This window comes from Acutalibacter sp., assembly GCF_056800975.1.
Genome location: NZ_JBQISV010000078.1, coordinates 1 through 10,122 on the forward strand (window position 1 = coordinate 1; position 10,122 = coordinate 10,122).

Below are 10,122 nucleotides of genomic sequence, written 5' to 3' on the forward strand. Positions count from 1 at the left end.
ACACGGCAGACAAAGCAAGGTCCGCCGTGTCTGCCGGGCCGCAAGTCCCCCTATGCTCTGACTGCCTGCGGCTTTCCGCCCTGCCGCTGACTGTATTTCTCTGCAAATCCTACTGATTCCCGTTCTTGTTTTTGAAAGGAGAACCCTATGCCGATTCTGTTTGACCCCGCCAGCCGTGTGTTCCGGCTGGACACCGACGTGTCCACCTATGCCATGATGATCTACGAGGAGAACTATCTGGTGCACCTGTACTATGGCGCAAAGGTGCCCGACGCCGCTCCCCTGGCCAAGCTCATGACCCGGGGCTGGTTCGACTCCTTCTCTCCCCGCAACCCTAAAATGGACGACCCCGACCATGTTCAGTTCTCGCTGGACTTCACGCCCCAGGAATTCCCCGGCTTTGGCGCGGGAGACTCCCGGGCCAGCGCTGTGGAGGTATGCGGCCCTGCCGGGGACTTTGTCACCGACTTCCGCTACCAGAGCCACCGGGTTTTCCCCGGCAAGCCTGCTCTGGAGGGCTTGCCCGCCACCTTTGCCCAGGAGGGAGAGGCCGAGACCCTGGAAATCGAAATGGCCGACCCGGCTACCGGGGTCAAGGCCTTTTTGCTGTACACGGTCTTTGCCCACAACGGGGCCATGGCCCGCAGCGTCCGCTTTGAGAACGCCGGCAGCAATGCCGTGGACCTGGAACGGGCCCTCAGCCTGTGCCTGGACCTGCCTGCTATGGACTACGACCTCATCCACCTGTATGGCCGGTGGAACAAGGAAAACACCAAGGTGCGCCAGCCCCTGCGCCACGGCTCTCAGAGCATTTCCTCCCGCCGGGGCATGACCGGCCACAACCACAACCCCTTTGCCGCCCTTCTGCGCCACGGCGCAGGCGAGGAGCAGGGGGAGGCCCTGGGCGTAAGCCTGGTATACAGCGGCAACTTCCTCATCGAGGCCGAGGTGGACACCTGGGGCTGCCCCCGGCTGCTGGCGGGTATCAACCCCGACGGCTTCCGCTGGCGTCTGATGCCCGGCGAGAGCTTCCAGACCCCCGAGGCGGTGACCGTGTTCTCCGCCAACGGCCTGGGCGGCATGAGCCGCGCCTTCCACCGGCTGTACAGCAGCCATTTAATTCACGGGGAGTGGGCCCACAAAAAACGCCCCCTGCTGATCAACAGCTGGGAGGCCGCTTTCTTCGACTTTGACGGCCAGAAGCTGGTGGAGTTTGCCAAGGAGGCCAAGGAGCTGGGCATTGAGATGCTGGTGATGGACGACGGCTGGTTCGGCCAGCGCAATGACGACCACCGGGCTCTGGGCGACTGGTGGGTCAACGAGGAAAAGCTGGGCTGCTCCTTGAAGGAGCTGGTGGCCCAGGTGAACCAGCAGGGCCTCAGCTTCGGCATCTGGTACGAGCCGGAGATGATCAGCCCGGACAGCGACCTGTACCGGGCCCATCCGGACTGGGCTGTCTGCGCCCAGGGCCGGCAGGGCTCTGTCAGCCGCCACCAGTATGTGCTGGACATGAGCCGCAAGGAGGTGCGGGACAACATCTTTGAGCAGATGCGGGCCGTGATTGAGGGCGCCAACATTGCTTACATCAAGTGGGACTGCAACCGCAACATCAGCGAGGCCGCCAGCGCGGCCCTGTCCCCTGAGCGTCAGGGGGAGTTCTTCCACCGCTATGTGCTGGGGGTCTACGACCTGATGGACCGGGTGACCAAGGCCTTCCCCCATATTCTGCTGGAGAACTGCTCTGGCGGCGGCGGGCGGTTTGACCCGGGTATGCTGTACTACTCCCCCCAGATCTGGACCAGCGACAACACCGACCCTGTGGAGCGGCTGAGCATCCAGTTCGGGGCCAGCCTGTGCTATCCCATTGCCAGCATGGGGGCCCATGTGTCCGCCAACCCCCGCACAGGCTTTGAGACCAAGGGCGCTGTGGCCATGATGGGCACCTTCGGCTATGAGCTGGACCCCCGCAAGCTCACCCCCGAGGAGCGGGAGACCATAAAGGCCCAGGTGGCGGACTATCACAAGTATTACGGCCTGATCCGCCAGGGAGACCTGTACCGGCTCACCGACCCCACAGAGAACGCCCATTTCTGCGACTGGGAGCTGGTGAGCCAGGACAAGACCCAGGTCCTCTACACCCGGGTGATGATGCGCCGGCCCGAGTGCTTCTTCCAGCACAAGCGTCTGGTGGGCCTGGACCCGGAGAAGCTCTACACCAATGAGGAGACCGGCGAGACCTATTCCGGGGCCTTCCTGATGAACGCGGGGCTGGACCTGTCCCTGCGCCCCTGGCCCGCCCCCAAGGACGGCGACTGCCTGGTTCTGCATTTCACCGCCCAGGCCTGATCCTGGTGGGAGAAAAGCGGGTGGAGAAGGGCCTTGAACCCCGGCATGACCTGGATATCAGAGCTGCACCGGCTGTACTGGAGCATGGCGGACCTGTGGGAAAAGGACCCGAAGGGCCTGGAAGCCACGGGCGCGGGTTTCAAATCACGCTGCAGGCCCTGCGGGACCGGGCAGGAAAGATTGCCGCCCGGCTGCGGGAGTATGCCTGCCTTGCAGACCAAGTGTTGAAGGCCCTGGAGACAAATCTACCCCTTTCATGAAAATTTAGGTTGACATAGAGGGAAATCCCTGCTATAATAGTGAAAGCTGTCCGGCAGTTCGTCTCAAGGCCCTGCCGGACAGGCCTGTGACTCATTAGCTCAGTTGGCAGAGCACCTGACTTTTAATCAGGGTGTCCGGGGTTCAAATCCCCGATGGGTCACCAAGAAAACCCCTAGAAACCATGCGGTTTCTGGGGTTTTTTCTTTTTCCCGCTCCCGATATTTGTTAGCAGCCTGTTCGTAACGTAAACCCAGCGGCGCGGGCACGCCTTTGCCGCCAGGGCTTAAAAGTGGTATCGCTTCTTTTCAACTGCGTGAACGATAACGCCAAAAGCGGATTTTTCTCTCCGCCGGCGGGCATTTCACAAAATGTGCTTGCTTGTCAGAAAAAAATATGGTAAAATTATCCCATCCACTTCTATTGACTCTATCACAAAGGAGAGATTCATCATGAGCGCAAGCAACACCCCTACCCCTCACAACCAGGCAAAGCCCGAAGAAATCGCCCCCGCTGTTCTCATGCCCGGCGACCCGCTGCGGGCCAAGTTCATTGCCGAGACCTTTCTCACCGGCGCTGTCTGCGTCAACTCGGTGCGCAATATGCTGGCCTTTACGGGCAGCTATCAGGGCAGGCCTGTCACTGTAATGGGCGGCGGCATGGGTATGCCCTCGGTGGGCATTTACACCTATGAGCTGTTCCACTTTTACGGGGTGGAGCGGATCATCCGGGTGGGCTCCGCGGGCACCCTCAGCGAAAAGGCCGGGCTGCGGGACCTGGTCATCGGCGTGGGCGCCAGCACGGACTCCCACTATGCCGCCCAGTACCAGCTGCCCGGCGCCTTTGCCCCCATTGCGGACTTTGACCTGGCCCGGGCCGCCGCTGAGGCCGGGGAGCGGCTGGGCGTGAAAACCGTGGCGGGGAATATCCTCTCCTCCGACGTGTTCTACTCTGACAATGCCGACGCCCTGAGGGCCTGGCAGAAAATGGGGGTGCTGGCCGTGGAGATGGAGGCCGCGGCCCTGTATATGAACGCCGCCCGGGCGGGCAAGCAGGCCCTGTGCCTGCTGACCATCTCCGACAATCCCTTTACCGGCCAAGGGCTCTCCGCTCAAGAGCGTCAGAACAGCTTTGGGGACATGATGCGGGTGGCCCTGGAGCTGGTGTAGGAGGCAAAGCCATGAAGCGGTATCAGCGGGTCTTCCTCATTGTTATCGACTCTTTGGGCATGGGCGCTATGCCCGACGCGGCCTCCTTTGGCGACCAGGGGGCCGACACCCTGGGGCACATCGCAGAAAGGGTGGGTCTGGCCGTGCCCCATCTGCGGCGGCTGGGGCTGGCCAATCTGCGCCCCCTGCAGGGCCTCCCCCCGGCGGACCGCCCCCTGGGCCGTCAGCTGCTTTTGCGAGAGGCCAGCAACGGCAAGGACACCATGACCGGCCACTGGGAGATGATGGGCCTGCACATCACAGAGCCCTTTCAAACCTTCACCGACGCCGGCTTTCCCCCAGAGCTCATTGCCGAGCTCTCCCGCCGGACCGGGCGGACCATCATCGGCAACAAGAGCGCCAGCGGCACAGCCATTCTGGATGAGCTGGGGGAGGAGGAGATCGAGAAGGGGCATATGATCGTCTACACCTCCGCCGACTCGGTGCTGCAGATTTGCGGCAACGAGGAGACCTTTGGCCTGAACGAGCTCTACCGCTGCTGCGAAATTGCCCGGGAGCTGACCATGCGGGAGGAGTGGCGGGTGGGGCGAGTGATTGCCCGGCCCTATGTGGGCAAACGGCGGGGGGAGTTCCGCCGCACCCCCAACCGCCACGACTACGCCCTGAAGCCCTATGGCAAAACCTGCCTGGACGCCCTGAAAGCCGCCGGGCTGGATGTGATCTCTGTCGGGAAGATTTATGACATTTTCGACGGAGAGGGGCTCACCGAGTCCCACAAGTCGAAAAGCTCGGTGCATGGCATGGACCAGACCCTGGAGCTGCTGGGCCGGGACTTTACGGGCCTGTGCTTTGTGAATCTGGTGGACTTTGACGCCCTGTGGGGCCACCGCCGGGACCCGCAGGGCTATGCCCGGGAGCTGGAACGCTTTGACGAAAAGCTGGGTTTGCTGCTGGACCGGCTGGGGCCGGAGGACCTGCTGCTGATTACCGCCGACCACGGCAACGACCCCACCTTTCGGGGCACGGACCACACCAGGGAGCAGACGCCTCTGCTGGGGTGGTCGCCTGCCATGGAGAAAAGCGGGACGCTGCCCACGGAGGACTGCTTTGGGGTAATAGGGGCAACGGTAGCGGAGAATTTCCAAGTAAAAATGCCAGAAGGAACCATAGGCCATTCGCTGCTGGCAGAGCTGCAATAACCAACCAAATTACGCGGTCCAAGGGCGCTAGGCCCCTGGCAGAGCGCGAGACAGCGTCTCGCGACCTTGCCCTTGACCTAAAAGGCGGCTCAATAAACAAAGAAGCGAGGCACAAGCTCTCCTAAACAAAGCTGTCAGAACGGGACCAAGCCGCGCCGCCAGCTTGCCGAAGGCAAGCCAACCCCAGCGCGGTCGACCGCAGGGAGACCAGCGGCCTGCCCACGACCGGCAAATTCAGGAGAAGACGCTTTATGCCTCGCCCATGTTGAGCGCAGACGGAACAAAAAAGCCGGAGTAAGGAGTAAAAAGGAAATCATATTCCTTCCAGCGGCCTGTTTGCTGCTGAAACAGAAAAGGCCCAGCGAGCGCAGACGCGGGGCCCTTTCCGCGGGTGCGGAAGGTTTGCGGAGCAAAGCTTCCTCCCCTTGCGGAGCAAGGGGGCGAGCGCCCCGTTTCAGCGTAGGAGCCCGAAGGGCGCATAAGCCCCGCGCGGGGAGTACGCACCCTCGGCCCAAGAGGAAAAGCCCCCCTTTCCCCTGTCAGGAAGACGCCAAAGCCCCAAGCCGCCAAAAAATACAAACCCAGGAGGACAGCCCTCATGCTCGTCAGAAAAGCAACCATACAGGACGCGGAAGCCCTGCGAAGTCTGTACAGAGAGCTGGAAGAGGACGCGGTAAGATACCAGCCGGAGCATTTTCAGCTGGGCTGCCGGGACGACAGCTTCTTTCAGAGCATTTTCGACAGCCCTACCCAGGACATTCTGGTGGCCGAAGTCCAGGGCAGCGTGGCCGGCTTCTCTCATGTCATGATTATAGAGCAGAAAAAAGTCCCCTGCCTGAAGCCCCAGCGGGCCGTGTATATTCAGGACCTGGACGTGCGCAGAGATTTGCGGGGCCAGGGCGTGGGCACAAGGCTCATGGACGCCAGCAAGGAGTACGGCCTGGCCCTAGGGGCTGATTTTATCCGCACCCAGGTCTTTCCCCAGAATGCCGATGGCCTCCGGTTCTATCAGCGGTGCGGCTTTTGCGAGATGATGAAGACCATAGAGTGTCAGTTTCATTGGTAGCGCGCCCCGAAAAGGCCCCGCCCGGGGTCTTTCTGTTTTGCCCGCATCTGTAAAAATTTTCTCTGGCCGCCGAAATATATGGAAAAATCTGGCCCGATATGGTATAATATGTTCTGACAAGCACAAAGACTTTCCCTCTCGCTTCACGAAAGAACAAAAAGCTCGAAGCGGATTTATTTATGCTATTAACCTGGGAACCAACCCCCGCGTCCCCCTTCGGGACAGAAAGGAACGTGATAAACGTGCCAAACAAGTCATCCTGGATGACCCGTCAGGCGGGCATTCTGCTGCCGGTGAGCAGCCTGCCCTCCCCCTATGGCTTCGGCTCCTTTGGCAAAGCCGCCCGGGAGTGGGTGGACTTTCTCCACGCCGCCCGGCAGAGCTGCTGGCAGGTGCTGCCTCTGGGGCCCACCTCCTTCGGCAACAGCCCTTACCAGAGCTACTCCGCCTTTGCGGTGGACCCCCTCTATATGGACCTGGACCTGCTGTGCGAGGAGGGCCTGCTCAGCGAAAAGCGTCTGAAAAAGGCCAAATGGGGCGGCGAGCCCGGCCGGGTGGACTACGACGCTGTCCGCGCCGCCAAGGAGCCCCTGCTGCGCAAGGCCTATGAGAATTTCAAGAAGGAGAAGGCCCTCAGCCGCTTCTGCAAGCAAAATGCCGACTGGGTGGAGGACTACGCCCTGTTCATGGCCCTGAAGGACCAGCACGGCGGCGTCCCCTGGTATCAGTGGGAGGAGGGCCTGCGCCTGCGCCAGCCCGCAGCTATCAAGGCCGCGAAAAAGTCCCTGGCCAAAGAGGCGGGCTATTATGCCTTCACCCAGTACCTGTGCTATAAGCAGTGGGAAAAGCTGAAAAAGTACGCCAACAAAAAGGGCGTGCGCATTGTGGGCGACGCCCCCATCTATGTCTCCGCCGACAGCGCCGACGTGTGGGCCCACCCGGAGCTCTTTCAGCTGGACGAGAGCAATCTGCCCACCGCTGTGGCCGGGTGCCCGCCCGACGCCTTTTCGGAGGACGGCCAGCTGTGGGGCAACCCCCTTTACCGCTGGGACCGGATGGAGGAGGACGGCTACGCCTGGTGGATTTCCCGCATCAAGGCCAATCTGGAAATGTTCGACGTTCTGCGCATTGACCACTTCCGGGGCTTTGAGAGCTACTGGGCCATCCCCTATGGGGACGAGACCGCCAAAAACGGCAAGTGGCGCAAGGGCCCGGGCATGAGCTTTGTCAAGGCTGTCAACCAGGCGGTGCCGGGAGCGGCCATTATTGCCGAGGACCTGGGTATGCTCACCCCCGCCGTCCACCGGCTGCTGAAGCAGAGCGGCTACCCCGGCATGAAGGTGCTGCAATTCGCCTTCTCCGCCGGCGAGGAGAGCAGCTATCTGCCCCATAATCTGGAGAGAAACGCTGTGATCTATACCGGCACCCACGACAACGACACCACCCGGGGCTGGCTGGACGCCGCGTCCCTCCAGGACCTGGAAAAGGCCCGGGATTATCTGGGCTTTGAGACCCCGGAGGCCGGGGTGTGGGCCCTGATCCGGGCGGCGCAGGCCAGCGTGTGCGGCCTGTGCGTCATCCCCATGCAGGACTATCTGGGGCTGGGCCCCCAGGCCCGGATCAACGCCCCCTCTACGGTTGGCCCCCACAATTGGAGCTGGCGCATGGAGAAGGGCGCGTGTACCAAAGAGCTTGCCAAAAAAATCGCCCGGCTGACGGTGATCACCGGCCGGGCGGAAATGGAGGATACCCATGAGCGTAAAAGAAGAACTGGAAAAAAAGTTGGACGGAAAAAAGCTGAGCGAGGCTGAGAACAAGGAAATCTACCAGGCCCTGCTCCAGCTCACCCAAGAGAAGCTCTCCGCCGCGCCCCCCATTACCGGGGACAAAAAGCTGTACTATGTGTCGGCGGAATTTCTGGTGGGCAAGCTGCTGTCCAACAACCTGATCAATCTGGGCCTGTTCCAGGAGGTTCGGGCCGCGTTGAAGGAGGCGGGAAAGGACCTGTCGGAGATCGAGGAGTGCGAGCCCGAGCCCGCCCTGGGCAACGGAGGCCTGGGCCGGCTGGCGGCCTGCTATCTGGACTCGGCCGCCACCCTGGGCCTGCCTGCCGACGGAGTGGGGCTGCTGTACCACTTCGGGCTGTTCCGCCAGAGCTTCTGGGAGCACAAGCAGTATGAAAACCCCGAGCGCTGGCTGGGCCCCGACGCCTGGCTGGAAAAAACCGGCGTCGGCTTTACCGTGCCCTTCCCCGGGGGGGCGGTGAAGTCGGTGATGTACGACCTGGTGGTGTCGGGCTATGAGGGGGGCTGCAACCGGCTGCATCTGTTCGACCTGGAAACCGTGGACGAGAGCCTGGTCAAGGATGGCATTGACTTTGACAAGACGGACATTGCCCACAACCTCACCCTGTTTTTGTACCCCGACGACAGCGACGACGCAGGCCGGCTGCTGCGGGTGTACCAGCAGTATTTTATGGTGAGCAACGCCGCTCAGCTGATTCTCAAGGAGCTCTCTGCCAAGGGCTATGCCCTGCGGGACCTGTGGAAGCACGCGGTGGTTCAGATTAACGACACCCACCCCTCCATGATGATCCCGGAGCTCATCCGCCTCATGCTCAAGGACGGCATCCACATGGACGAGGCCATTTCCATTGTCTCCAAAACCTGCGCCTACACCAACCACACCATTCTGGCCGAGGCCCTGGAAAAGTGGCCCATGCACTACCTGAAGCAGGCTGTGCCGGAGCTGGTGCCGATTATCCAGGAGCTGGACCAGCGGGTCCGGCAGAAGTTCCCTGCCCCGGCCGGGCTGGAGGAGGACGAGGCCAACCCCAATGAGAAGCTCTATCTCATTGACGAAAACCAGCTGGTCCACATGGCCCACATGGACATTCACTACGGCTTCTCTGTCAACGGCGTGGCGGCTTTGCATACCGACATTCTCAAAGAGGCGGAGCTGAAGCATTTTGCGGACGTCTACCCGGAAAAGTTCAACAACAAAACCAACGGCGTCACCTTCCGCCGGTGGCTGATGCACTGCAACCCAGAGCTCAGCGCCTTGGTCACCGAGAAAATCGGCGAGGGCTGGAAGCACAACGCCGACGAGCTGGAAAAGCTGCTTCCCTTCCAGGACGACCCGGAGACCCTGAACCGGCTGCTGGCCATCAAGGAGGAAAAGAAGGCCCAGCTCAGCGCCTATATGGAGGAGAAGACCGGCAAGGGGCTCAGCGAGGACTCGATTTTTGACATTCAGATCAAGCGCCTCCACGAGTACAAGCGCCAGCAGATGAACGCCCTGTATATTATCTGGAAGTATAAGCAGATTAAGGCCGGCCGCAAGCCTGCCCGCAAGCTGACCCTGCTCTTTGGGGCCAAGGCGGCTCCGGCCTATATCATCGCCAAGGACATCATCCACCTGATTCTCTGCCTCTCAGAGCTCATTGCCAAGGACCCCGAGGTCAGCCCCTGGCTGGAGGTGCGGATGGTGGAGAACTACAATGTCACCTGGGCGGAGAAGCTGATTCCCGCCTGCGACATCTCCGAGCAGATCTCCCTGGCCTCCAAGGAGGCCAGCGGCACAGGCAACATGAAGTTCATGCTCAACGGCGCGGTGACCCTGGGCACAGAGGACGGGGCCAATGTGGAAATCCACCAGCTGGTGGGCGACGGCAATATCTGCATCTTCGGCCAATCCAGCGACCAGGTCATCCATCTGTACGAAGAAGGGGACGACCGGTATACCCCCGCCGCCTATTACCCGAAGGATGAGGAGATTACAGAGCTGCTGGACTTCATCATCAGCCCCACCCTGATGCGCATGGGCGACCCGGAGAATCTGGGGCGGCTGTATCGGGACATGAGCCGGAAGGACTGGTTTATGGCGCTGCTGGACGTGAAGGAGTATATTGCGGCCAAGGAGCAGCTGCTGGGACAGTATGAGGACCGGCAGGCATGGGCAAAGAAGATGCTGGTGAACATTGCAAAGGCCGGCTTCTTCTCGTCAGACAGAGCGATCGCCCAGTATAATGAGGACGTGTGGCATTTGAAATAATGCAGACGGCAAAAGAGAGCAGCGGGGGTCG

The 10,122-nt window shown here is 61.3% G+C and carries 6 protein-coding genes and 1 tRNA gene; all 7 read left to right on the top strand.

Features of this window, described 5'->3' with window-relative positions:
* The first annotated feature begins 147 nt into the window (after nucleotides 1–147).
* The 7 genes from ACTO5E_RS08505 (at nucleotide 148) to ACTO5E_RS08535 (ending at nucleotide 10,091) form a co-directional block, all read left to right on the top strand.
* A complete protein-coding gene (locus tag ACTO5E_RS08505) occupies nucleotides 148–2,346 on the top strand; it encodes an alpha-galactosidase (protein WP_482302986.1) in 2,199 nt (732 codons plus the stop codon).
* Between the two features lie 348 nt (nucleotides 2,347–2,694).
* A tRNA-Lys gene (locus tag ACTO5E_RS08510) sits at nucleotides 2,695–2,770 on the top strand.
* A gap of 286 nt (nucleotides 2,771–3,056) precedes the next feature.
* Nucleotides 3,057–3,773, top strand: coding sequence for a purine-nucleoside phosphorylase (deoD, locus tag ACTO5E_RS08515; protein ID WP_482302987.1), 717 nt, complete (start codon nucleotides 3,057–3,059; stop codon nucleotides 3,771–3,773).
* Between the two features lie 11 nt (nucleotides 3,774–3,784).
* The gene (locus ACTO5E_RS08520) at nucleotides 3,785–4,972 is read left to right on the top strand and encodes a phosphopentomutase (protein WP_482302988.1); all 1,188 of its coding nucleotides are present in this window, start codon (nucleotides 3,785–3,787) and stop codon (nucleotides 4,970–4,972) included.
* A gap of 598 nt (nucleotides 4,973–5,570) precedes the next feature.
* Nucleotides 5,571–6,038 carry a GNAT family N-acetyltransferase gene (locus tag ACTO5E_RS08525; RefSeq protein WP_482302989.1) on the top strand — a complete coding sequence of 156 codons (468 nt, stop codon included), beginning with the start codon at nucleotides 5,571–5,573 and terminating at the stop codon, nucleotides 6,036–6,038.
* Nucleotides 6,039–6,301: 263 nt separating this feature from the next.
* Nucleotides 6,302–7,849, top strand: coding sequence for a 4-alpha-glucanotransferase (malQ, locus tag ACTO5E_RS08530; RefSeq protein WP_482302991.1), 1,548 nt, complete (start codon nucleotides 6,302–6,304; stop codon nucleotides 7,847–7,849).
* Nucleotides 7,791–10,091, top strand: a complete 2,301-nt coding sequence (locus tag ACTO5E_RS08535; protein ID WP_482302990.1) for a glycogen/starch/alpha-glucan phosphorylase — start codon at nucleotides 7,791–7,793, stop codon at nucleotides 10,089–10,091. Before malQ ends, ACTO5E_RS08535 begins: the two co-directional genes overlap by 59 nt.
* Nucleotides 10,092–10,122 lie beyond the last annotated feature (31 nt).

What these genes read in the sequence shown, in the direction of transcription:
- ACTO5E_RS08520 (WP_482302988.1), top strand. Translation starts at nt 3,785, where the DNA reads ATGAAGCGGTATCAGCGGGTCTTCCTCATTGTTATCGACTCTTTGGGC.
- malQ (WP_482302991.1), top strand. Translation starts at nt 6,302, where the DNA reads ATGACCCGTCAGGCGGGCATTCTGCTGCCGGTGAGCAGCCTGCCCTCC.
- deoD (WP_482302987.1), top strand. Translation starts at nt 3,057, where the DNA reads ATGAGCGCAAGCAACACCCCTACCCCTCACAACCAGGCAAAGCCCGAA.
- ACTO5E_RS08525 (WP_482302989.1), top strand. Translation starts at nt 5,571, where the DNA reads ATGCTCGTCAGAAAAGCAACCATACAGGACGCGGAAGCCCTGCGAAGT.
- ACTO5E_RS08505 (WP_482302986.1), top strand. Translation starts at nt 148, where the DNA reads ATGCCGATTCTGTTTGACCCCGCCAGCCGTGTGTTCCGGCTGGACACC.
- ACTO5E_RS08535 (WP_482302990.1), top strand. Translation starts at nt 7,791, where the DNA reads ATGAGCGTAAAAGAAGAACTGGAAAAAAAGTTGGACGGAAAAAAGCTG.